A 22,946-nucleotide genomic window follows, 5' to 3' on the forward strand; every position below is an offset into this window, starting at 1 on the left:
TTATTTCGCTAGTGTCACACACTCTCTCTACCTCAACACCATTGGTGAAGGCGTCTCCGGTGCAAGAAGGGTCAGACGAAAACATCGACGGGCTAAATGCTCGTGCGCTGCATTTGCACACAATAGACTCGTTAGTTGCCGATTTGATTACAGGCGTCCCAGTTCTCATTGAAGACGCGCGCAGATTTTCTTTGCCTGATACTGCAACGCGTAGCGCGTTGGGATGGTATCAAAATCGTGGCCCGGCAACCTGGAGTGCTGATGTCCGCTCCCTGCATGCGGAAGAACTCGTGGACGCGATTTCCCAACCGCCACCTGCCGTGAAGGCCTTGCCCTCGCGGCCCGCGAACGCGAACAATCGGCGCCTTCGGCTGAAGAGGGTTGAGGCCCACCGGTTCGCCGGCCTGCATAAGTTTGGGACACCGGATGCGGCTCCGGAGAATTATGTCCATGAGTTCTGGTCCCCAATCACGCTCTTCGAAGGGCGGAACGGATCCGGCAAGACCTCCCTGCTCAATTCGGTCATCTGGACCCTCACCGGTCAGATGCTTCGGCCGCAGCGCGAGCCGGAAAACCCGGAGGACTTTGATTGCTGGATAGGCAATGCGGAGGACGAGCGGACAACGCACAAATTGTCCTCACTGACACCCATGCCACTCCTGGACGAGTACCGGCCAGACAAGGACTGGGTTCTCGCAGATACATGGGTTGAACTGACCTTCGTTGATGACGGCGGCGTGGAGCTTCCCCCAATCCGCCGAAGCATAACGCGCTCGCTTCAGGGCAAGCTGAAGGAGTTGCCACCCGATCTATCCGCGCTTGGGGTCGATCCTATCGCACTTCGCATCGGCACCGTCATGCCAGCCCTACTCCCGCTCATTCGGTTGGGATCCGAGTCAGAATTGGGGCGCGCAGTGTCAGAGCTTACAGGGTTATCTGCGCTGGTGGACCTTGCCGCACATACGCGCCGCGCGAAAACCAAAATTGACAAAGACCTCGTTAAGGCTAAGCGCAGCGAACGCGATAAGGCGGACGCCGACTACAACGTTGCCAAAGGCGACCTCGAAAAAATCTTGCGGACCCATGCTGGGCTTGAGCCGCCGATGGCGGTGCCAGTCCCGTCGGACGACAAGGCCATTGAGGAAAAGGTTAAGACCATCAAGGCGCACTTCGACGACGCAAAGGCATCGGCGTTTGAGTCCGCGAAAGAGATCCTTGGCGGGCGTTTCGATCCCGCCGATCCAAAACTGCGTTCCGACCTCGAAGATAACATCGGTCGCGCGCTCGAGCGTTTCAGCCAGCCCCAAACATTGAAGTCGATCGCGCGACTCGCCGACCTCCGCAAACTGACCCCGGACCAGCTCGGCGGTGCCGAAGACAAGCTGACTGCCATTCTGACGGAAGCGCGTACCCTCCAGGAACTGGCGCAAAATCCGTCAAGCGCAGCACGAACGCGCTTGTATGCGCGGATCAAGGCCTGGATGACGGATCATCCGGACCCAGCACGCGACCAAGACCGGTGCGTCGTGTGTGGTGGCGATCATTCACATGCCGTCGACCCTGTGACGGGTCAGCCGGTCAAACAACACCTAGCCGGGGCTGCTTCCAATGCTAACCTCTTGTCGCAAACCCTTGCCCATTGGGCGGCAAATGCCCATGGTAATATGTTGCGCTCGTTACCCGAGGCGCTTCGCGCTGAGTTGACTACGGACTTGCCGTCAAATCCGTGCGACCTTCTGAGAAAAGCGCTCGTTGAAGAGGCTTTTTCGTTCGCACCGTTTTCGGGCATTCTTGGCGAGTTGAAGTCCCCCACGGCCTTGAGCCTCGATGGCGTATTCGAGAATCGCGCGGAATTGGATGGTCCCACCGCCATCGCTTTGCCAGCAGGGTGTAGCGACCTTCAACTGGCCTTGGAGCGGCTTGACCGGGCAATCCGCTTTGCCCGTTGGCGCCAGAACAACGATGCATTGGCAAAGGACGTCCTCACCCGCGTACTCGGGCGCAAGCCCAAGGAAGGAGAGCCTGCAGAGAAGCTAACCCTTACCGGGAAGCTGTTGGAACTTCAAAACATCGTCAAAGCAGCCGAGCCGATATCGGACGCGTTAACCCAGTGTGCACGGCTCTCGAAGCACTTGGCGACGCGTCGGGCAGCTGAAATCCGGCTTGCCAATTACGCGACGGCAAGCACGGCGCTCAGCCAACTCGCTGATTTGGGAGCACTGGCTGACAGGCAAGTCGACCAGCTTCGCAAAATCCTTCGAACTGACGCCGCCGCATGGCGGCATCTGATCTATCTCGGCGCTTTTCCCGATACGGCTCACCAACTCGTCGATACCGACATGGGCCGCAAAGGCGAATTGGAACTCGTCGTCCAAGCAGGAGGTGTCGCGGCTCCAGCCCAACATGTCACGAACGCGTCGGCCCTAAGGGCGAGTTTGGTCGCATTCTTTTTCGCTTTCTGGCAGCACGTGCTGAAGGAGCGTGGCGGTCTGACCACTCTCGTGCTTGACGATCCCCAGGAGCTGCTTGACGACGAAAACCGGGAACGGCTGGCGGCCGCACTCGGAAACTTGGCGAGCGGGGGGGCCCAGGTCATCGTTACGTCCTATGATCCCCGCTTCAGCAGCCGAGTTGCCAAAATCCAGCTTTCGGGCGGAATTGAGCATCTTGCGGTGCATCCCGCGACACGGCTGCAGCCCCGCGTCAGGACGATCGTACCCCATTCCGTCCTGCTTGATCGCAAGAACCGCTTTGATGCCGACCCAAATGAAGAAGAGCCCGCACGCGAGTTCGCCGATGGATGTCGCGTATTCCTCGAGGCGCAGCTTGGGGACATGTTCGAGGATCCGGCCCATTCATCCTGGGCGAAGGCTACGCCGAATCCCACGCTCGCCGATTTCGTGCAGCGGATGCGCCCATTGGCGCGTGCCGGATCGGTCGGGATGTTTGGCGCAGGCATTTTCAGGCGTTTCACTGAACACCCCGCGTTGGGTGACAATTCCCCGGTGTTGGCCTTGATGAACAAGGCCCATCACGGACGTCGCCTAGACATCACTGCTGGAGAGGTCGCGTTATGCGCTAGCCAATTGGTCGATCTGATCAAACTTGCCGAGGACATGCGTGAAGAATGCTATCGCTGGCGCCGGCGGGACGCCCCAGAAGCGAAGCAGAAGCTTGAGGCGCCAGCCGCGATCGACTTTACTTCGCTTTCCACACCGCAGGTCATCATCTGTCCTGACTTGGCGGCCTTTACCCGGCACCGGGCGGCTACGGGAACTCAGGACGAACCAGAGATTCTGGATTCGCGCGCTCTTGAGGGCTGCGTCGCATACTATCTCAGGCGGGCCAACTTCGGGTTCGCGGCACCCGCTGGCAGTCTTGCGATCGTTAAGTCCATCGCAGCACCAAGCGCGGACCGGCGGCTTGTGATCGCTCGTCACGGCAAGGATATTTTTGCGCGCCGGCTGGTTCGCAGTGCAAATGGCGGATTAATCGGCCTTACTGCCGAGACGCCGGACCCGCGCATCCGCAATCCTAAAACCGTCTTTCTACCCGAGGATGAAACGGCAATTCACCAAGTTGTCGGGATCATTTTCGACCACAGGGTGCGCGTCGATCATGGCCCAGAAGAGGCCGTAGCTGTTGACGTCAACAGAGAGTTGCAGCGGATCGCAGTCGCCTTCCGCGTGGTCGATGAAAGTGCGGTGCCGCTCGCACTGGACAAGCAAGTCGTCCTTGGAGGGGATCACATCGAACTCGATACCCTCGGGCATCATCAGGACGCCCTCGTTGCCCTTTTCCTCAATGACGGATCAAGCATTTTCAAGCGGGTGGGGTCGGCACTTCCTGGCGACCTTTCCCATCTCAGGCTGTTCGAGAGCATAGGCGGGATGGGATCGTCTCAGGTCCTTTCTGTTGGAAAGGCGGGATGCGGGGTTCCATCGGTCGTTGGCGCTCGGAAAATCGTCGGCGTGCTTTACAACGTCTAGCGATGTGACGCGCAAACCAAGTCGATCGCGACCAAAAGCGGCGAGTCCCGCTTTGCGCCTCGTCTCGGCCGTTGCCGAAGGCGTAGCGAAATGCCAAAAACTGATGTTGCGGGTAAACATCCAAGACGTCGCGGTCGTGCCGATTTGTGCCTATCGAAGAAGAAACTCCAACGGCTGCCAGTATCCAGATTTTCTTGTATAACGGGATAGTGCAGTAGCGTAACTCTAGTGCTTTGCTTAAATTGCAAAAAACGTCATATAAGAACAGGCCTTATGCATACCGCACCTTCTCCCAAAAAAGCGCTTAATGCTTGGCTGAGCGAATATCCGAGCGAGTTCGGAAACTACGGTCACTTGCTTCTTGAAGAGAGGCAGCCGTCAGACGCCAAACTCCAAAGAGATTTTGTCCCTTATTTTGAATCGGCCCATCTGGACGCGAGGGGATGCTTTCACAAGCTCGCTCGCATCAACCTCCATCCGGACGCGAGCGATGCCGGCTGCGACGCCCAATATCCTGCGTCACTGCCTTTGACCGCTCGTAAAGGTCTCTTCGGCGAGGTGATGTCGGGGATGATGTCGGAGACCTACGACTTCGTTGGCAAGCACGAATACCTGATCCCCGTCTTCCTCTTCCGTAATCATGAGGACGCAGGTCAATATATCTACACTCTCAGCCGAGACCCGACCCGCACACGCGAGGTCCTTGGGCGCAAAGGCGACGATTTCATCGCGATTGTGGTCGATGAAGAAGACAACGTCACGCGCTTCATTGCGGGCGAGGCCAAGTGGCGCGGGATTTGGTCCCCATCGGTCGTGAACACCGTCATGCTCGGCGAGAAGATTGACGATCCGGCTGACAAGACCAAGAGAATCCACAATGGCAAGGGTGTTTGGTATGAGGTCAATCGGGCGCTTCCCGTGCCGCTCGGCCTGGAGCAACTCCACGCCATCCTGGAGGAATGCGAGCCCGATAAGTTCGCCAAGGTTATTGCCTCGCTCGATCGCATCCTTGCGCGGCGCAATCCCGATCCCGTCGAGCGCACCGATATGATCCTTCTCGCCGGCGGCCCCGCCGCCAGCCGAAGCCCCGGTCAGGCGCTCCTCCCCTGGGAGACTGTGCCGGATGAGTATAAGGCTGGCCGCGACCTTCAAGTAGTCGAATTGCTCATCGCGGACGGCGACGGTTTGATCAACGCGATCTATGCAGGCCTCTGGGCAGAGGAGGCTGCTCTTGCCTGAGTTCGATCAGGACCGGCTCGACCTTGCCCGCGCCATCCAGAACGACCTTGCTCAGGAAAGGACGCTCAGTGCTTTGCAGGCGAGATCATTTGTCCGGTGCCTGCAAACGGATTGGGATGTTGAGACAATTCAATGGAGCGAGAACGATTCCAACACGATCCTCCAGCAGGCGCGGTTCCTGATCCGCGCTGGCAAGGTGCTTTCGACCGTCGGCGAGGGAAGTCCCGAGGAAGCGACACTCGCGTTCCGAAGGGCCGGCGAGTTGCTGGAATGGCTCGCACGAGCGAGAGACAAGATCGGCGAAGAAATTCCGACCGCTTTGTTTGCTGCTGGTTGCTACCAGCTTGGTGGCCTGCCGGCGATGGCCTCGGGACTGCTTCGTCAAGTCGTCCCAGACGACCGGGGATCGCGGCTCTTTGCCGATTTTCTGAAGGCCGATTTCGACGCCGTGCTCCGCCGCGTTGCGGGGTTCTGGAACGATAACCGCGACCTGACGCTGCGAGGCGTTGACGAGAAGTTCTTCGGTGAAGGTACCGAAGAAAGCGTCACATGGTTCGGCACCATCGAGCTTGTTCGCTGTATCGGCCTTGCAGCGCAGACATTGCGGCGGGGCGATACCGCAAGGTTCTCGGTTGCACTCGATCGTTTGCGAGATGTCGAGCGCCTTCTCGTTCGAACCTCGCCCGATGATGTTGCGCTGCTCGCGTTCTTTCTGCGCTCTGCCTGCGAACGGTTCGGCACGTCCACGATCTACGAACCCTTGCGGCAACTGGGCTTGCTCAATCCCGAAAGACTGCTGGATGTAAACCAGTTTGCAAGGCGGCAGTATGCTCGTGGTCGGGGCATTCTATGGCAGTCGCAAAAGCAGGGTATAGAACGGCTCCTCAACAACTCGTCCTTCGCCCTTTGCACGCCGACGGGCTCGGGCAAAACGCTTGTCGCCAATCTAGCGATCCTCAAGGAGCTGCTAATCCTGCGAGACGATCAGGAGGGCCTTGCACCGCTTGGGCTCTATATCGTGCCATCGCGCGCACTTGCGGGCGAAGTCGAAGCGAAACTCACTGGCGAGCTGAGTCGCGACTTCGTGGTGACTGGGCTCTACGGCGGTTCCGACTGGGGAATCACCGATGCATGGCTGACGTCCGACTCACCGACTGTTCTCATCGCGACGGTTGAGAAGGCCGATGCCCTCATGCGCTATCTGGGCCCGATGCTGCTAGCGCGCCTCAAATTACTCATCGTAGATGAGGCCCATCAGGTCGTTCTTGAAGACAATGAGCGCGAGCGCAATGCCCTTGCCGAACATATGAATCGGGCGATCCGGCTCGAAAGCTTTATCTCTCGCCTGCTGCTGCGCAAACCGAACATCGTCCGCATTGCGCTGACTGCAGTTGCAGGGGGCGCGGCTGCACCCGTTGCCCGCTGGATAGAATCTGATCCCGACGCGCAGCCGGTCGGGTCGAACTATCGCAGTACTCGCCAGGCTATCGGCGTGCTCGAGGTGAGCAAGGGATCGCCCCGCATCGAGTTGCACCGGGTCAACGACCATCGGCTCGGCGTGCGGGGCCGCGGTGACGTTTATATTCCGCTTAAGATTGATCCAATGCCGGAGCCGCTTTCAGGCATCCGCAATAGCCTCAATCATTTTACGCAGAATAGCATTCTGTGGACGGCGCTGCACCTCGCAGGTGACGACCGTCGCATCCTAATCTCGATCTCGCAGCGTCCCGAACAGACGATGGGCTGGTACGCCGAGGCGTTCGATTTGGCGGGTTGGGAGGACATCCCGACTTTCGTCCCTCCTTCAGAGGGCGATGATGCGGCGCTCTTTGCCGACGCGCGCACGGTCTGCATCGATTATTGCGGCGAGAACTCCCACGAACTCCGCCTTCTTGACCGCGGCATTGCAACCAATCATGGCCAGATGCCGCAGCGGCTACGGCGGCTGATGGTAGCTCTCATCGACCGCTCCATCTGCCCGATCACTGTCGCAACAGCAACTCTCACCGAAGGCGTCAACCTGCCCTTCGACATGATTTTCCTTCCCGTCCTGAAGCGAACAATATTTGACGTCGCGACGCAAACCCCGACCGAGTATCCGATGTCGGCGGCGGAGTTCCGCAATCTCTCAGGCCGGGCCGGCCGGCCTGGCGCCGCGAAAGGAATGGAAGGGCTTACGCTCGTCGCTCTTCCGATAGCACCATCCACGACAGCTGCAGGGCAACTTGGCACGCATCGAAGGCAAGTGCGCGAACGGCGCAATGAGTACGACAGCCTCATCGCAAGACTGAGGGCGGACGCCGCGGGCGATGGAAATACAAAAAGTCCGCTTGCTGTCTTGCTCCGCGCTATTCGGCAACAGGCTCTGCGTCTGCCTGGTGTCAACGACAACGAAGATTTCCTTCGCTGGCTGGAAGTGACTGCGCCTGCGACCGTTTCAGCCGATGCCGGCCAGGCGCGCGCGACGCCTGCGGCGCGGCTTGCCGATCGACTCGACGAACTCGACACGATGATCCTGGCGTCCGTCGAGGAGACTGAGGCGATAAGTGCGGTCACAGCAACCCCGGCCAATAGCGAGGCAATGCTCGCGCAACTTTGGCAAAAAACATTCACGCAAGCCGCGCTAGCGACCGAAGAATGGATGGAGAAGGCCTTTATCAAGCGAGGGCGGGGGATGGTGGAGACGATCTATCCTGATGCGGGAGAGCGAAAGCGTCTCTACGACTACGGCTACGCCCCCCACGTCGGCAGACGCTTCGATCTGGTCGCACGGACCATTCTCGAGCCTACAGCAGACTGTAGACTACGGCACGATGCGCCCACAAGCGCGCCTTGCGGTCTTTATCGCGCTCGGGGAAGCGGTTGCCGATGATGGTGGTTATGGCTTTTCTATCCGCGACACAGAAATGGGCCGCACTCTCTACGCCAACTGGCACGAAGTGCTCAGCTGGTGGATGGCGGTGCCGGGCGCTGCAGGGCCCGAGCCGAAAGATCTTCGCGCCTGGCAGATTTTCACCTCGGACAATTTCGAATTTCGCCTGGGCGTTGCAATCGGCGCTGTTGTTGCGCGGGCGTGGTCGCAAGGCACCGATGATCCGTTCGATACACCTACGATCGACACTTGGAAGGATGTCACCGGACTTCCATGGTACGCATTTTGGGCAAAAGAGCTGCTGCGCTGGGGAACGCTCGATCCGTTTGTCGCCTTTGCGCTCTCGCTCGGCATCGCGAAATCGCGGCCTGAAGCTGAAGGCATGCGCGGGCAATATCTCGCATGGCTTGAAGAAGTGATCGAAGATCCGAGCGGCGAGGACCAGATCGATCCGAGCAAATTACTGGCATGGTCTAAGGATCGGAGGCCCCCCGAAGCCGCTGCAGCGAGGCGTACGCCGATCACCGCCGACCTCGCCGGGACTGATGGCCGGGCGAGGCGCTATGCGGTCATTCCCGTGCGCTCCGAAAGGCGCATCCGCTGGCTCGATGCATCGGGCTTCAGGCTCGCGGTTTCGGCAATCCCCAAGGACTTCCCGACCGGGTTCAGGCAGCCCAACGACTATGATCTTCTCATCGAGAACGGCGAAGTGTCTGTGGTTAGGACCTTTTAGCAACTAATCGAGCGGGACTTGCCGATGCGAGCCGGCCCAATTGCTCGCACAATATAGGCTACTGTCCGATTGCAATCTGCTACTCGACTAAGCCGCGTGGCGCTCATCTGTGAAATGCACGCTGCATCGCGGCTCACAAGACTGACGCCCTTACCATCCTGGCCTCAACTTGGGACGCCATGAAGGCAAAACCCGAAGGAAAATAGATGCCCGTTTTCGATGAAGAAGTGATCAAGGATGATATCGTCCATGGACGCATTGGCGCGATCTCGTTGGACACGACGGCATTCGACAGACACGCGTGCAACCTGGACGCAAAGGCCTTCGAAGGTTTGGAGCAATTCAAGGCGACTAACGTCGCGTTTCTGTTGTCGGAAGTGATCATTGGCGAGGTGAAAGCCCACATCAACAAGGCGGCCTCGGACTCTAAGCAAAAACTTATAAATGCAATCCGCGAGAGTTCGAAAGGTTGGCGGCGCTCCATCGACAAACAAGCCATTTTGAATATGACGGGATTAATCCAGGAACCGGCCGCCTTTGCGAGTGAGTTCTACGGCCAGTTTGCCGAGCTCAAGGCGGTCCAGGTGGTGCCACTCAATGGGAACGTCGATGTTTCGGCTTTGATTGGCCGATATTTCTCATCAACGCCACCCTTCGGAGAAACCGCAAATAAGAAGTCAGAGTTTCCCGACGCCCTGACCGTGATGAGCTTGCATTCTTGGGCGGCGGTCCACAACACGAAAGTCTTGGTCGTTAGCAATGACCGGGGATGGCAGGCCTTTGCCGATGAATCTGAGAGACTGATATGCGTGAAAGATCTGAGCACGGCTCTGGACCTCTTTAGCCCTCACGTCGCGCACGAGATTGCCAGCCAAGTCCTGCTGCTGCTCCAAAACGGCCAAGCTCCAGCGATGTATGAGGCTATCGAAGGCGAAATGGATTGGTATTTCGAATCTTCACCACCCGAAATCGAAGGCGATGCAACCCACGAATATGAGATCGAAAAGGTGGACGCTGTCCCACAGCATTGGAGCGTTGCGGATCCAGCCGAGCTGAAGGTTCTGAATTCGGACAACGAATTCATCACGATATCGATCAACGTCTCGGCTCAGATCAATATCTCGGTTTCGGTCCGCTTTTTTGCCCCTGACTATGCCGATAGAGACTACGTCGACCTGGGTGTCCATACAGTCGAGCAAGAAGACGCACTTGTCTTTCCAGTGACAGTCAAATTTAATCGCAACTTCAACGGCGAACCAGTCGTGGATTCCGTCGAGGTGCAGTCCTTTCCATACACAAGCCGCTTCTACACACTCGATCCAGATTGGGATTATGAGGAATAGCAGCTGGCTCAACACTCGTCGAAACCTGCTGCAGGCTTTTCGCACACGCAGCTAGAGGTCATACGGATTCTTGGACTATAGCTGATTGAAGATCGTCGCTGCTGATTCCATGCAGCTCGACAAGGTAATGGGGGTGATGGTGGCGCTGTTTAAGACAAGCAATTATCCGTTAGTGGCGCTGATCGAGGATATCGACCTCGGCAAGATCGGCCTGCCCGAATTGCAGCGCCCGTTTGTCTGGCCGAACGTCAACGTCCGTGATCTGTTCGATTCGCTCTATCGGGGCTACCCAGCAGGCTTCCTGCTGTTCTGGGAAACGGGCGTCGACGGTGGGTTGAAGGGAATCGGCACCAAGAACGCCCAAGCCGCCCCGAAGCTGGCGATCGTGGATGGCCAGCAGCGGCTGACCTCGCTCTATGCGGTGGTCAAGGGCGTCGAGGTGTTGCGCGCCAACTTCAAGAAGGAACGCATCCAGATTGCCTTCAATCCCTTGTCCGGCCGCTTCGATGTCGCTGACGCCGCGATCCGCAAAGACAAGGCATTCATCCCGGATATCTCGATCCTATGGCAATCGGATTTCAAGCCGAGCGCCTATCGCAAGGAGTTCCTGAAGCGGCTTCGTGACGTTCGGGAGATATCCGACGACGAAGCCGAAAAGATCGAGGAAGCGATCGATCACCTTCGCAACCTTGTGCAATACAGCTTTGTCGCACTGACCCTTTCCTCCACCGTTGACGAGGAAACGATCGCAGAAGTGTTTGTGCGGATTAACGGCAAGGGCAAGGCGCTCAATCAGGCCGATTTCATAATGACGCTGATGTCAGTGTTCTGGGACGAAGGGCGCGCCGAGCTGGAAGCCTTCGCACTGGCCGCGACGCGACCCTCGGATGGGCAGGCGTCCCCGTTCAATCACTTCATCAAGCCTTCACCCGATCAGATGATCCGCGCCACTGTCGGCCTGTCGCTCAAGCGCGCTCGCCTGGAGAATGTCTATAGTGCCCTGCGGGGGCGTGACGCCAAGACAGGGCTCGACGATCCCCAACGTCGCGACGCCCAGTTCGCCCTAATGCGCGATGGCCAGAAGGCGGCGCTCAACCTCGCCAACTGGCACCACTTCATGGATGCGCTGAAGCTCGCGGGCTATCGCAGCGAGAAGATGATCAGCTCGGGGACGACGATCATCTTCAGCTACGTCCTCTATCTCATAGGACTGCGCGACTATGGCGTCGATCGTGTGCTGATGCGCCAGACCATCGCCGAATTCTTCTTCATGGCGACGCTGACGGGGCGATACACCAACTCGCCCGAGACACGGTTCGAGAGCGATTTGTCGCTGATCCGTGATCTGCCCGATGGCGCGGCGTTTCTGGCGCGGTTGCGTGAACTCTGCACGACGACCCTGACAGGCGATTACTGGACGATCACCCTGCCAAGCCAACTCGCCACATCGGCGTCCCGCAGTCCGTCGCTGTTCGCCTATCAGGCCGCGCTGATCAAGCTGGACGCTAATGTGCTTTATAGCCCTCTTAAGATCTCCGCGATGGTCGATCCGGCAGTGAAGGGCACCAAGGCTGCGCTCGAACAGCACCACCTTTTCCCGCGCGGCTATCTGGAAGAGACGGGTATCGTCGATCTGAAACAAATCAATCAGATTGCCAATTTCGCCGCCGTCGAATGGCCCGCGAACATTAAGATCGGCAAGAAGCCGCCTGCAGATTATGTGCCGCCGCTCGATCACGCTATGAGTGGCGAAGAACGTGACCGTCTCTATGGCTGGCACGCCCTGCCGCCTTTGTGGTGGGAATTGCCCTACCACGAATTTCTGGTGCAGCGCAGGGTTCGGATGGCCGATGTGATCCGTCAGGCCTGGGAGTTGCTGACCGTCGGGTCCTCGCCCATCAGCACTGTCGCTCCGGTCGCCATCGCTGATCTGATTACGGGCGGCGAAACGGGCGCGGTGGAATTCAAGTCGACGCTGCGGATGAATCTCCATACCGGGCAAGTCGATGACAAGATTCAAATATCCGCGCTTAAAACGATCGCGGGATTCCTGAATGCCAAGGGAGGGACGCTGTTGATCGGCGTCTCCGACAATGGGGAAATCTTGGGTCTTCATGCCGATGGATTCCAGTCTGAGGATAAGCTCGGCCTGCACCTCGTCAACTTGGTCAAGGATCGGATTGGTGAGGTCTTCCTGCCCTACATTCACCCCCATTTTCAGGATGAAAATGGCGCACGGGTTCTAGCAATCCGTTGTGAGAAGGGGCCGAAAGCGGCTTTTCTCAAGGACGGCAATTTGCAACGGTTTTTCGTGCGCGGTGGCAATGCGACGACGGAATTGTCCGGCGCATCGGTGACGGACTACGCAAAACAGCGGTTCGGCTGAACGAACAGTCATGCTGCTATGGCGTGATCCTAGTCATCATCACTATCGTCTGTGGCCCGCCATAAATCACCGATTGCCGGGAATGCACCTTCCAAGTCATAGCGCTTACTGGCAGAAACGCCACTTCGGGCCCAATGTCAGACGTTGACCCAACGTTGCCGCTTCCCGTTAGCCGACATCCCAAGCGAACCCGCTGCAGTCGTGGTTGTGCCATTAGGACATCGTGGCTTAGCCCCGCATAAGAGCGGTCTTCACCTCACCCCGACCGATCAGCTTGGAAAAGCGGCGATAGTCCGAATGCTCGAACCGCCAGCGGCCGGCGGAGATCGCAGGATGCACGCCAGCTTTCTGAGCCGCTTCCAACACCTCCTCCGTGCTGCTGTCCTTGTCGATCCGCTTCCATATGGCAGGAGGTATAAGAGCGTTCCGTGCAAACGAGTCCGCCTCCGCTTCTATGGCTTCCGAACTCGCCACATCCAAATCGTCCAGAATGACCTGCCGATCAGAGCTCAAGTGGCAAACCACGTGAGAAAACTCATGCAACAGCGTAAACCAGAAATTGTCCAAGCGATCGTGGCGAAGGGTCAGCGCTATCACTGGAACACCGTCTCCCCGGCACATCGCAGCACCGTCGAGGAATGTTCCTGGCATATGTTCCAATACAACTAATATTATTCCAATTCGATGTAGCTCAGAAAAAATACGATCGTTCCAGTCAGGAAAAATGCTTATCTGTGCAAGTTGTCTGGCAATTTTTTCCGGATCACTTATATCCCTCTTCTTGATTTTGATTTTTTCAGCGCGCATCAATACGGTCGCACACCACGCTTCTAGCGCAGCCAAATCCGTCTTGGCATTGGTACGTTCAGTCCTGGTCTTGCGCAACATGGCGACCGCAGGGGTAGAAGCTTTCGAACGCGATAAGAAGCCAGCGAGATTCTCTTTCGGTTTCATCACGCCAAGCTTCCGGAGCTTCCCCTCCGCCGCCATCGAGGTGCTCGAGGCACCCGTCGCAGGCTCGTGCTTGAACGAGCCGATCAGCGAAGCAACTGGAATGCCCAAGTGCTGGTGCAGTGCTCTGATCTGATCAACCGTTGGCTGTCGCTGGCCGTTGAGTATCTCGGATACTCGAGATTTGCTTCCGAGATATGCGAACAGATCGCGTTGTGACAGTCCTGTCTGTGCCATGCGAAACTTGATCGCCTGAGCAGGCGTGGCTGCCTCGACGGGATGCTGTGATCGCTCCCATCGTTCGATGACGGCTTGCAGCACTTCGAGCTCGTCGCGATCCTTTGGGCTCTTACGCCCGAACAGCGCCGCGGCACGTTTGAGTGCCGATTGGTGGTCCTCATGCGTACGTATAGGTCGAACCGTCATGTCACCTTGCTCCCTGTTTTGCCCGTAGCGCGTGCCCCATAGTCGCGCCCGCATATTCAATGAGAACCATCTGCGCCTCGCAGTCAGCGAGCAGATCGATCCGATAGCCACCGTCGAGTAGGATTCGGACCTTGATGCCGTCGATGACGGCTGACGGGTAGAACTCAGCGATTTGATCCATCGAGCACCAGGACCCTGCCTCGAGCTCGGCAACCAGTGCCGGTACGGCTCCATCAAGGCCGTCCCGGGCACGACGCGCAAGTTCGTGCAACCTCGATATCCCCATCAGCCTCATGGCAATCGCGGCTCCATCGCAAAAAAGGTTCCCAAATGTGGGACGACTGTTGCGCTCGACGTCGTGCCGTGCCATATCAGAATCAACGTTCCCAGAAGTGGGAATAACACGCAGAAGTGCCGGGACCAAGGGATTTTGCTCCGCCCTTCCCGTGCAAGGATTCCGGGGCGCTGCGGAGAATTGCAATGACTACCAACAACGAAGGTGGCTCTGACGATCGCCACAGGGTCCGTGTCGAACTTGAGTTCGAGGACTTGCAGGAGCACTTGGACCTCGAAATTGAAGCCGGTGATCTGGATGCCATCCTGCGTGCCGCTCATGGCAAGCCGGGTTTCGAAAAAGCCCATTTGTTCGAGCGCGACAACGAGGAGACGCTGACGGGCATCGGCGATCGCCGCGCCATCTCGATCCTGGTTCACCGCTGCCGCCGTGTAGCCGTTCAGGTCAACTACGACGGCGACACCAAGAGCCGGGAGTTCTCGCCAGCGGTCACCATCCTGCGCGTTCTGCAGTGGGCGGTCAGCAAGCGTGGCTTCAACCTTGACGACAATACCGCGGCGAAGGCCAATCTGATGCTGCCGGACGCCGATCAGCCCCTGCCCAAGGACGCGATGCTCGGCATCTACATCAAGCACCCCGGCTGCTCGCTGACGCTCGACCTGACCCTCAAGGACTTCACCAATGGCTGAGGTCGAGATCACGCCTGCACAGAAGACCCTGATCAACCAGTTGAACTCGGTTCGTTTCCTCGTGGGCGTCGACGAGGGCCGTTGGGAGATTCTCGCGGTTGCCTGGCCCTACCTCGTCGTGCGCATCCGGGTCATGACTGGTCAGGCCGAGATCTTCACCCACGACTTCCGTCTTGAGTGCACGGGTTTCCCTGATCCTGGCCCTTATGTCGAGCGTTGGACCTATGCGGACGATCCGCAACACGGCACTCGCCCCGCAGCACCCAGTGCAGGCGCCCCGGGCTTCGTCGAAGCGCTCAAAGCCTGGGGCGACGGCAACAGCGACGGCGGCATTTACCGCGCCTGGAACCGCGGCGCGGCCCAGCACAATGACTGGTGGCGGAAGCGTCCCGACGAAGCCTGGCACCGGAACCGGGCAATCACCTTCATCATGGAGCAGCTCTATGCCCTCGTTTCTGAACAGGCTCTTTGGCTGGCTGCTAGGGCGGCCTAAGCCCCGCATTGTCTGCGAAGAGGCCGTATGGTTGGCGGGAGCTTCGGAACTGAAGCTCCGGACGCTTGGCGGGAGACGAGAAAGCGGCGCCTTCCTCATCGGCGAGACCCGCGACAAGGGACCCAAGATCATCCGTGCGTTCGTCTACTACGACGATCTCGATCCGCACGCCCTCGATAGCGGTATCGTCCATTTCGACGGCAATAAGCTGCCGCGCCTGTGGCAGATCTGCCGCGAGCGTCGATACCGCGTCGTCGCGGACGTGCACGTCCACCCATTTCACTATGGGCAAAGTGCTTCCGACCAGGCGGACCCGGTCATGCCACGCGGTGGTCACTTCGCGTTTATTCTTCCCGATTTCGCTGCCGGTTCGGTGATCCCCGGCGGCATTGGCCAGTATGAGTATTTGGGTAACGGCAAGTGGGTCGACCACTCCCATGCCGCTGCATCGCTGCTCGAGCTCAGGAGGCCGAAATGATCCCCGATCTCCGCCGCTCGCGCATCGCCAAGGTAATCACCGATGCCGCGGGTAGCGAGCGCGACTTCGACCAGGCGGCGGCCGCGCTGGATGCCGTGCACGTTGCCGTAGTTACCAACAGTGGCGGGATCGCCTCCGCCGCGGCACAGGCCGCTGTAGTCACCGCTCTCAACACCGCCGTGAAGAGCTTCGGCAAGGCCACGCTTGTCTGCCCGCACGATATTGCCCTCGAGGCCAGGCTGGCCCTCGGGAACGATCTCTTTGCGGTCGCAGAGGCTTGCGGAGCCCAGGTCTCCGCGTTGCTGCCGTCGAGCGTGACGCACATTGTTGCAGTCGGCGACTCCCCTCCAGCCGGGGCCTTCGTGCGATGCTGGTGGGACGGCTGGAGCGCTGGTGTGATCCCCGGCTGGGATGACGATCCTTGCGGGAAATTCGGCAACCCATTGGCGGGGGTATTTGCTGGAGCGCTCGCCGTGCGCGAGGTTTTTGCTAACGCGATTGGGCGCCGTCATTCAGTCAATCGCCGTTCCGTGATCTCGCTCTGGCAGCCTTGGTCGCAGGGAGGCGAACCCGAGCAGCCGCCGACGGCACTCATACTTCCCCGCTCGCTTTGGCTGGTGGGACTGGGGCATGTCGGTCAGGGCTTCTTGTGGAGCCTAGCCTTTCTTCCCGCCGCGGGTACGCATGCAATCCTTCAGGACGATCAGACTGTCGGCGAAGAAAACGTCGGCACGGGCCTCGTGACGCAGTTGCTCGACTTCGAGAAGGAGAACAAGAAGACCCGGGTGGCTGCGCGGTGGCTTGAAGCCGCAGGATGGACCACCTCGTTGCTTGAGCGCCGGAACTATGGCGATTTGCAGCCGACGAACAATGACCCACCGGTGGTACTAACCAGCCTTGATGAGCCAACGGCGCGGCTGGCGATCGCCAAAGCGGGCCACAGCTTCATGATCGATGCCGGTGTCGGGCACGGCGCCTTCGACTTCGAGATCGGCCAGATTCGAGTGGTGCCAAAGGGGGCCGACACCGAAGGGCTATGGGCTCATGCCGCGAAACCCAAGAACATCGACGTCATCCTTGAAACGCCCGCCTATCGCGAGCACGCGAGGAAATATGACGGCTGCGGCACCTTTAGCCTTGCCGAGGCCAGCGCCGCCGTGCCGTTCGTTGGGGCAGCCGTCGGTGCTTTGACCATTGTGCAGCTGCTGCGGATCGCATCTATGTGTTCGACCCCCAGGATCATGCAGGTCGAGCTCAACGCCCCGGAGACGGTCAGCGCCGGCACGATGAACCCAACCGCCGCCCAAGGGCTTGGCGGGATCGAGCTCCGATGGGAGATAGGAGCGTCGAACTAGGCAGACGACCTCGCTGCGCGATCTAAACGAGGCTCTCGTCCGTGGCACCGTAAGCGGGCATCCCCCGGCGCTGAGGCAATAGGCAAATTTGCGGCCCCACACCGGTCGTTGCGTTGCTCCGGCTTAGTGGACGTTTCTGGCACTACAGCGTCTTTGACAAGCGATACGGATACGAGATAAATCTTCACACCAATCCCACCCGGAAATCTTCCAGAACCTGAGCCAGCCCTGGCGCGCCGAGAAGGGTCACAACACGCTTCGCCTGAAGCTTCGGTACCGCGCGATCGTAAATGGCAAGATTGGTCGCCTCATTGAGGCGCGAGGGATAGATGATCCCGTCGGGCTCAGATGGGTGCTCGTGAAACGCCAGTGACCACCGGCGTGCCAGGTTCTGGCGCTGTGCCCGAACGACGTCGGTCGGCACACCCATCCGAACGGCATTGTCGCCTCTGAGGTCGACCAGGCGCAGGTCTGCTGTGGTCGAGATCTCCGCAAAGCGCCGCTGCGTCAGCTCAGTCTCATCGACCGGAAGATCGTCAACAAGCCCTTCGCGGCGGTCGCGGAGTACCGCCTCGAGGAAACAGACCTTCAGGGAGTCGCCGAGGTAAAGAACGCCAAACCGGTTAGCGTAAAGACGGCGTCGAGGATCGCTGAACCGGCTCGGCGACTTCCCCCACCCCAACGGATCGGGATAGGTGCTCCAGTAGATCCGGCCAAATGTCCGTCCCGGCGATATGGTCTCGATTTCGAGCTTTGCGCGCGCGAAATCGGGTGGAGGTGGAAGGCCGGGCATTCAGTCGAAATCGCCCCTGGCCATGCCTTCCGCTACGGCCAACACCGCGGCATCGTCGCCTTGCTGAAGGGCTCGAAGGCCCGTCCGCCCATCGAGGACGCCGTGGCGCGAAACCAGAAACCGATAGACGGCCCAAGCACTGTTGCCCAACATGGCATGCAGCGCCGGCAATGCGCCGAAGGGACGACCGTCCTTGTCGAGTTGCCAGATAGGAAAGCGGAAGCCGCGTTTGGCGCCATCGATCCCGAGCACCTGTCCGCTTTGCCGCCTGGCGTTGACCGTCACGCGCGAGGTGCCGAGCAGCTTGGCAAAGGCATCTGCGCTCAGCATGTCCTCGCCGGCGACAATTTCGGCGACCCGCTTGCGGCCACGCGCGCGCGCTTCGGCAAGCGCCGCCTCGAGTTCGGCATCCGGCTTGCCCGTGTCCTCGACGGGAAAAGTATCGTCTGAAGCGATCGGTTGTTCCTCGACCGGCGTGATCGTCTGCGCACCAGCCGTTGGATCGACCTCTACCCGGAACGATACGCGATGGCCGATCTTGCGGCTGCGTGCGATCGCTTCCTGATAGCGTTCGAGCAACACCTTCTTGAAGTCTGCCTGTGCCGGCAGCTTCGCGGTGAAACTCAAGGCGGCGACTGCCGAATGGGATCCGGTCCCGCTATGATTGCTGCGTTTTGGAGCGGCCATGGTGACAACCTCCTGCTGTCACCAATATGGTTGCTGATCGCAAGTTCGTCAAGTTCGATAATTTCGTAAAGTTGGTAGCAAATGGCTGCGGACTAAACAATTCCCCATGCCCGAAACCTTCCCCTCCCCGTCATCTCGCGCAGGCCAAGCTCGCCGACCAGGTTGAGCGCCCCCTGTTTTGTCACCTTTAGCCGCTCCTGGATCATGCCGGTGGAGACGAGCGGCCGCGAGAGTACCAGCTCGACCAGGTCGGGCAGTTTCGAGCTGGCGCGCCGTTGTTTGAGCCGCCGCTCCATCTGGCTTTTTGCCAGCACCAGCCGATCGTGTTCCTTCAGGCCAGCCACTGCTGCGTCGTGAATGGCATCGAGCAAGGCGAGCAGCCGATCGCCGCGACTGCGCGCCCGCCTCCGCTCGCGCGGAATGTTTTTCGCGCCGAGATGCAGGCTGGCGAGATGGTGGGCGGCGAGTCCTTCCTGTCGCAGCAGTGCAGCCACGAGCAGCGGCCCGAGCCAGGCGGCATGCTGCAGCACCTCGATGTCAGACCAGGCTTCGAGCAGGACCGCAGCGCGCAGGACGGACGGCCACTCCCGCGTGTCGGCGAGCACGGCCTGCCATTCGGCCAGCCGTTCTTCTTCATTCCAGTCGAGATCGTAGATCAGGCCGTTTTGCGGCTCCGGCCGGTCACGTCGTGACGTTTCCTCCTTTCGACCAGGTACGTCGGCGCCGCCGAGAATCTTTGACGAGCGCGCCAGGACGGGATCGATCTCGGCAAATTCTTCGGCCAGCAGGTCGTCCTCAGCGTCATCCCGACCGCCGGCTTCAACGGGGTCGGCGCCCTCCCCGTCCCGGCTTTTTGGCCCCGATGCCGGCGTCGCGCCGCCGCGGCCGGTCAGCGCCAAAAAACCGTCGCGGCTGAGCGCCCAGTCCGGCTTCTGCGCAAAAATCCGCCGGTGGCACCGCATGTGCGCGGGTGAGTTCGTGGGTCGGTGTGCGGATGTCCATGTGGGCGTCGTGCAGCACGAGGTCCTCGAGGTGGACGAGTTCGCCCTCGAGCCAGAGCGCGGAAGCCGCGTCGGCAAAATGCTGGCGCTCGACAAAGCCGTCGCGGACGGGAGAGCGGGCGACCCGCTCGTCGAGGCGGACCAAAACCTCGGTCGCGCGGAAAACCGGCCCGATCAGGGTTTCCAGGGGCAGTTTGTCGAGCGTGTAAGCCATTGTTTTCATGATGGCTGATTCGCATTGGTCAAGCTAGTGAGGCTTTCACTGGACTTATATCGTGTTTCTTCAGGGACAAAAATCACTATCGATAATGACCTCATATCGGGACTGTACAGCACCACGCCCTCGGGCTCTCAGGAGCCTGAAAAACGGTGCTTTTCAGAGCTCACCGAGGCCGTAGGGCCGATGCAAAGGCCGCCTAAAGACGTTTACAACCGATCGTTTGTTGATATCTTCGGTGTTTGTACAAACGCCTCTTTCCCATGCTGAGAGACGCCGCAAATGGCCCGCGAAGCGCAAGATCGACGCTCCGGACGACCAAGAGGCCGGCAAGTCGGCTACGCGCGCGTGTCGACGGACGAACAAGCGACGGAAGCGCAGGAGATTGAGCTGCGATCGGCCGGTTGTGACGTCGTCGTTCAGGAACATGGATCCGGTGCGTCGAGAGCTCGCCCGGCCCTACTGCGGTTGATGAGCGACATCGGCGCCGGCGATGTCCTGGTCGTCGTGCGTCTCGATCGCCTTGCGCGCTCGGTCAGCCATCTTCTTCAGGTGATCGAGGATCTGACTGAGAAGGGCGCGCATTTCCGATCTCTGCGAGATCCAATCGACACGTCGACGCCACAGGGCATGTTTTCGCTACAGGTACTCGGTGCCGTTGCCCAGCTCGAGCGTGCGCTTATTTCGGAGCGGACAAAGGCCGGCATCATCGCTGCGCGATCGAAGGGGCGACTGCCAGGCAATCCTGGTATCCGGGAACGCAGGCCCGAAGCCCTGGCAAAGATGACCGCGGTGCAAAAGGCATCCTATGGCCGACGGCTACAATCAACTATGAACCAGTGGCTTCCGACGGTCCGCCGGATGCGACCAGACCATAACTGGGACGACATCGCCCGGGTCCTGAAGCAGCGCGGCCTCGACTGGACGCCTCAACGACTGCGGCGGGCAGTGAGGTGGCTCGTCACCGAGCACCTAGCCGAATCCACACTGTTAACGCGGGCGTCTCCTCTGCCTCCCGAAGATCGTCTGATGACTCTTGTGGCAGGGATTTCGCAGTCTAACCCAGACCTGTCGCTCCGAGACATCGCTGGCCAGCTCGAGCGCCTGCATGAGCGAACCCCACGAGGAAGCGCAAAATGGTCTGCCTCATCAGTCAAGAATCTGCTCGATCGAGCCCGCCGGGTTGGACTCGTCGCCGAACTACCCGCGAGCTAACCGTCATCCCGCTGCAGAACAGTCCTCAGTTTACGGTCCGTGGCTGACGTTCAACATTCCCGAGCCGCTTGTACGCGGCCCAGGCATCAGCTGGAACAGCGCTGCCGGCCCGCGCCAGCCAAGCCGCACGATCGGATTCGGCAAGTGAGTTCCACCACACCATTCCGGCGGTTTCATCGGGCGTCGGTTCCCGGTCGTGTTCGTTTTTCATGCCTCAATGCTCTCATAAGACGCTCGTCCCGACAAGCGCTGCAGCCAACGTCCACGGATCGAAACCCGCCCGGCTGATCATGATCCGCGCCCTGGCTTGTCGAGGCTGCGGCGCAACGCATCGCTGATTTCCAGCCGGGATTCGGTGCGCACAACCTTGCCTGCCGCCTCCAAATCGACGGCAGCGGCTTCAGCTCCGGTTCCGGTCGTCTTCGACGCGTCAAGTTTGGCCCGCAACAAGGCCATCACCATCGGCCAGACCGAGAACTTTCCGACCTTTGCTCTATCTGTCAGGCTGCGCAAATAGCCGCCGGCGCTGTTGATCTGGTCCTGCCGCTGGTAGATCGCGGCAACGGTAATCGCCGCCTGCTGCTCACCCATTGCCGTTCGCGCTTCCTCCCAGGCGCTCGGGCTAACGCCCATGGACGGCCGGGCAACCTCGGCCGCGGCCAGAAATTCACGCCAGTTGCGGATTCCGCCGCCGCCCTTCACCAGCCAAAGCATGTTCGGGCAGGCATCCAGCACGATCCCTAGCGGCAGTTCGCGTTTCGGTAGGCTCCGTACGTTGTCGGTGTCCGCAACGTTGCCGCCCGCTTCATCTTTATTTCCTGAGCGGCTTTCAGATTCAAATTTAGAGTCTGGTTTTGAATTCTGTATGTGGCGCCCATCTTGGGACTCATTGGCGTCCACTTTCTGTGTTTTTACAAATGATTCCAATGCTTCACGCACTTCAGCCCAAAGGCCTTCAAGTTCTTCGGCAATCCCCTCGAGAGTCCGCCTAGGTGCAGTGCGTGGTATCTGACCAACAATCGCCTGGTAGGCCTGCTGAACCCTGCCCCAGTTCGCCGGCACGCCTTCCTCAATGCCGGTGTCGATCATCTTGACGATATCACGTCGGCATATGGTAAGCCGCTCCTTAACGAGACGAAATGCCTTCTTCTCAGATCTGACCGCATCCGCAAGATCCTTGAACTCCTCAGCGCGCGCCACGATCGGCGAGATGTCAAAGCCATAGGCCTGCTCGATCTCGCCCCCCTGACCCTTCCGGGCGAAGCGCTTGCCGTTTGGGCTGTCCCGACGGATGATCAAGCCGCACTCGACCAGAACGGCCAGGTGCCGCCGTAACGTCGTTGGGGGCATTCCGTTGGCGCGGCGGATCAGCTGCTCGTTGGATGGCCATACAACCAGTTCGCTGTCGCCATAAAGCGCCGTGTCCGGATGGAACGACAACAGCGCATCGAGAATAGCCAGAGCGCGATCGGTGGCGCCCAGAGCGATCCTGGCGTCCTTGATATCTTGGAAGACATGCCATTTGTGGACGGTCGCGTCCTTCGGCACCGCCCTTGCGGTGACTTGGCTTGAAATCATGCCAAGCGTCATCGGTCGCCGCCCAAAGGGCGTCGTTGCAATATTCGTCCCCATTTTCTTTCACCCTCGATTAGGCAAAAGAAACCTGCTCGCCAAAACGACGCCAATGACTCTTGACAGTGATTCGTGGAGATGCGATTCTCAGAGTGCTTAGTTCAGAGAGAGGCTTCCACGGCTTGCCGTTCGGGGGCCTTTTTCTTTTGCGG

Annotated in this window: 19 protein-coding genes; 12 read left to right on the forward strand and 7 right to left on the reverse strand. The window is 59.5% G+C overall.

Annotated elements, in window-relative coordinates:
• Positions 1–59 precede the first annotated feature (59 nt).
• From NKH83_RS24140 to NKH83_RS24165, 6 genes are all read left to right on the forward strand, one after another.
• A complete protein-coding gene (locus NKH83_RS24140; protein WP_352807873.1) occupies positions 60–3,989 on the forward strand; it encodes an AAA family ATPase in 3,930 nt (1,309 codons plus the stop codon).
• Between the two features lie 273 nt (positions 3,990–4,262).
• Entirely contained in the window at positions 4,263–5,228 is a 966-nt protein-coding gene (locus NKH83_RS24145) for an aminotransferase (RefSeq protein ID WP_352807874.1), read from the forward strand.
• Entirely contained in the window at positions 5,221–8,100 is a 2,880-nt protein-coding gene (locus NKH83_RS24150; protein ID WP_352807875.1) for a DEAD/DEAH box helicase, read from the forward strand. Before NKH83_RS24145 ends, NKH83_RS24150 begins: the two co-directional genes overlap by 8 nt.
• A 34-nt stretch (positions 8,101–8,134) precedes the next feature.
• A complete protein-coding gene (locus NKH83_RS24155) occupies positions 8,135–8,833 on the forward strand; it encodes a hypothetical protein (protein ID WP_352807876.1) in 699 nt (232 codons plus the stop codon).
• Positions 8,834–9,039: 206 nt separating this feature from the next.
• A complete protein-coding gene (locus NKH83_RS24160) occupies positions 9,040–10,176 on the forward strand; it encodes a PIN domain-containing protein (RefSeq protein ID WP_352807877.1) in 1,137 nt (378 codons plus the stop codon).
• A gap of 85 nt (positions 10,177–10,261) precedes the next feature.
• Positions 10,262–12,562 carry a GmrSD restriction endonuclease domain-containing protein gene (locus NKH83_RS24165; protein WP_352487031.1) on the forward strand — a complete coding sequence of 767 codons (2,301 nt, stop codon included), beginning with the start codon at positions 10,262–10,264 and terminating at the stop codon, positions 12,560–12,562.
• A 228-nt stretch (positions 12,563–12,790) separates the two neighbouring features.
• On the opposite strand, the gene NKH83_RS24170 is transcribed toward NKH83_RS24165, so the two are convergent.
• Both NKH83_RS24170 and NKH83_RS24175 read right to left on the reverse strand, forming a co-directional pair.
• Entirely contained in the window at positions 12,791–13,939 is a 1,149-nt protein-coding gene (locus NKH83_RS24170) for a helix-turn-helix domain-containing protein (RefSeq protein ID WP_352487033.1), read from the reverse strand.
• Position 13,940: 1 nt separating this feature from the next.
• Positions 13,941–14,210: a hypothetical protein gene (locus NKH83_RS24175; RefSeq protein WP_352807878.1), complete on the reverse strand. Its 270-nt coding sequence runs from the start codon at positions 14,208–14,210 to the stop codon at positions 13,941–13,943.
• 209 nt (positions 14,211–14,419) lie between these two features.
• Between NKH83_RS24175 and NKH83_RS24180 the strand changes: the two genes are divergently transcribed.
• Genes NKH83_RS24180 through NKH83_RS24195 form a run of 4 tightly spaced genes read left to right on the forward strand, consistent with a single transcriptional unit; the run spans position 14,420 to position 17,249 of the window.
• Positions 14,420–14,923: a hypothetical protein gene (locus NKH83_RS24180; protein WP_352487037.1), complete on the forward strand. Its 504-nt coding sequence runs from the start codon at positions 14,420–14,422 to the stop codon at positions 14,921–14,923.
• Positions 14,916–15,416 carry a DUF7665 family protein gene (locus NKH83_RS24185; protein ID WP_023697864.1) on the forward strand — a complete coding sequence of 167 codons (501 nt, stop codon included), beginning with the start codon at positions 14,916–14,918 and terminating at the stop codon, positions 15,414–15,416. The genes NKH83_RS24180 and NKH83_RS24185 overlap by 8 nt, the downstream gene beginning before the upstream one ends.
• A gap of 31 nt (positions 15,417–15,447) precedes the next feature.
• Positions 15,448–15,894 carry a hypothetical protein gene (locus NKH83_RS24190; protein ID WP_156940789.1) on the forward strand — a complete coding sequence of 149 codons (447 nt, stop codon included), beginning with the start codon at positions 15,448–15,450 and terminating at the stop codon, positions 15,892–15,894.
• Entirely contained in the window at positions 15,891–17,249 is a 1,359-nt protein-coding gene (locus NKH83_RS24195) for a BilD N-terminal domain-containing protein (RefSeq protein ID WP_352807879.1), read from the forward strand. The genes NKH83_RS24190 and NKH83_RS24195 overlap by 4 nt, the downstream gene beginning before the upstream one ends.
• Before the next feature lie 184 nt (positions 17,250–17,433).
• Here the strand turns inward: NKH83_RS24195 and NKH83_RS24200 are convergent, their stop codons facing one another.
• The 3 genes from NKH83_RS24200 to NKH83_RS24210 form a co-directional block, all read right to left on the reverse strand.
• A complete protein-coding gene (locus NKH83_RS24200) occupies positions 17,434–18,042 on the reverse strand; it encodes an RES family NAD+ phosphorylase (RefSeq protein ID WP_352807880.1) in 609 nt (202 codons plus the stop codon).
• Positions 18,043–18,729, reverse strand: coding sequence for an XRE family transcriptional regulator (locus tag NKH83_RS24205; protein WP_352807881.1), 687 nt, complete (start codon positions 18,727–18,729; stop codon positions 18,043–18,045).
• A 92-nt stretch (positions 18,730–18,821) separates the two neighbouring features.
• Complete coding sequence (locus NKH83_RS24210) at positions 18,822–19,691, reverse strand: RHE_PE00001 family protein (RefSeq protein ID WP_352807882.1); 870 nt, start codon at positions 19,689–19,691, stop codon at positions 18,822–18,824.
• A gap of 40 nt (positions 19,692–19,731) precedes the next feature.
• Here NKH83_RS24210 and NKH83_RS24215 point away from each other — a divergent pair, with 40 nt between their 5' ends.
• On the forward strand, positions 19,732–19,962 hold the full coding sequence (locus NKH83_RS24215; RefSeq protein ID WP_352807883.1) for a hypothetical protein: 231 nt from the start codon (positions 19,732–19,734) through the stop codon (positions 19,960–19,962).
• Between the two features lie 267 nt (positions 19,963–20,229).
• On the forward strand, positions 20,230–21,162 hold the full coding sequence (locus tag NKH83_RS24220) for a recombinase family protein (protein ID WP_352807884.1): 933 nt from the start codon (positions 20,230–20,232) through the stop codon (positions 21,160–21,162).
• A 25-nt stretch (positions 21,163–21,187) separates the two neighbouring features.
• On the opposite strand, the gene NKH83_RS24225 is transcribed toward NKH83_RS24220, so the two are convergent.
• Positions 21,188–21,373 carry a hypothetical protein gene (locus NKH83_RS24225; protein ID WP_352671160.1) on the reverse strand — a complete coding sequence of 62 codons (186 nt, stop codon included), beginning with the start codon at positions 21,371–21,373 and terminating at the stop codon, positions 21,188–21,190.
• Positions 21,374–21,450: 77 nt separating this feature from the next.
• Positions 21,451–22,794 (reverse strand): plasmid replication protein RepC, encoded by a 1,344-nt coding sequence (repC, locus tag NKH83_RS24230; protein ID WP_352807885.1) that lies wholly within the window; start codon positions 22,792–22,794, stop codon positions 21,451–21,453.
• Positions 22,795–22,946: the final 152 nt, after the last annotated feature.

Origin of the sequence: Mesorhizobium sp. M0909, from assembly GCF_040319515.1 — a bacterium.
Classification (GTDB): domain Bacteria; phylum Pseudomonadota; class Alphaproteobacteria; order Rhizobiales; family Rhizobiaceae; genus Mesorhizobium.